The following is a 459-nucleotide window of genomic DNA, read 5'->3' on the forward strand; positions in this document are numbered from 1 at the left end:
CGTGGGAATGGATCACCGCCTCATAGAAGCAGTAGTCGGTCATTTCGCCGGACTTGGAGATGGTCATCTCGCAAACCATGGCCAGACGATCAACCTGAGGATTCAGCGAGCACAGGCCGTTGGACAGTTGCTCCGGCAGCATCGGAATCACGCGCTCGGGGAAGTACACCGAGTTGCCGCGAACCTGAGCTTCGTTGTCCAGCGCCGAGCCGATCTTCACGTAGCTGGAAACGTCGGCAATCGCCACGTACAACTTCCAGCCACCGGAGAACAGGCGCAGCTTGCCCGGTTTGGCTTCGCAGTAGACCGCGTCATCGAAGTCGCGGGCATCTTCGCCGTCAATGGTGACGAACGGCAGATGACGCAGGTCGATGCGCTTTTCTTTGTCTTTTTCTTCAACTTCCGGCTTGAGCTTGGCAGCTTCTTTCACAACCGCTTCAGGCCAGACGTGCGGAATGT

1 protein-coding gene is annotated in these 459 nt (G+C 57.5%); it reads right to left on the bottom strand.

The genetic code is table 11. From position 1 onward, the window contains the following. Window positions 1-459: RNB domain-containing ribonuclease (locus J5M71_RS28205; RefSeq protein ID WP_207838901.1), on the bottom strand; the 459-nt coding region annotated here is incomplete at both ends.

The sequence above is a fragment of the Pseudomonas sp. 43(2021) genome (assembly GCF_017490805.1).
Taxonomy (GTDB): domain Bacteria; phylum Pseudomonadota; class Gammaproteobacteria; order Pseudomonadales; family Pseudomonadaceae; genus Aquipseudomonas.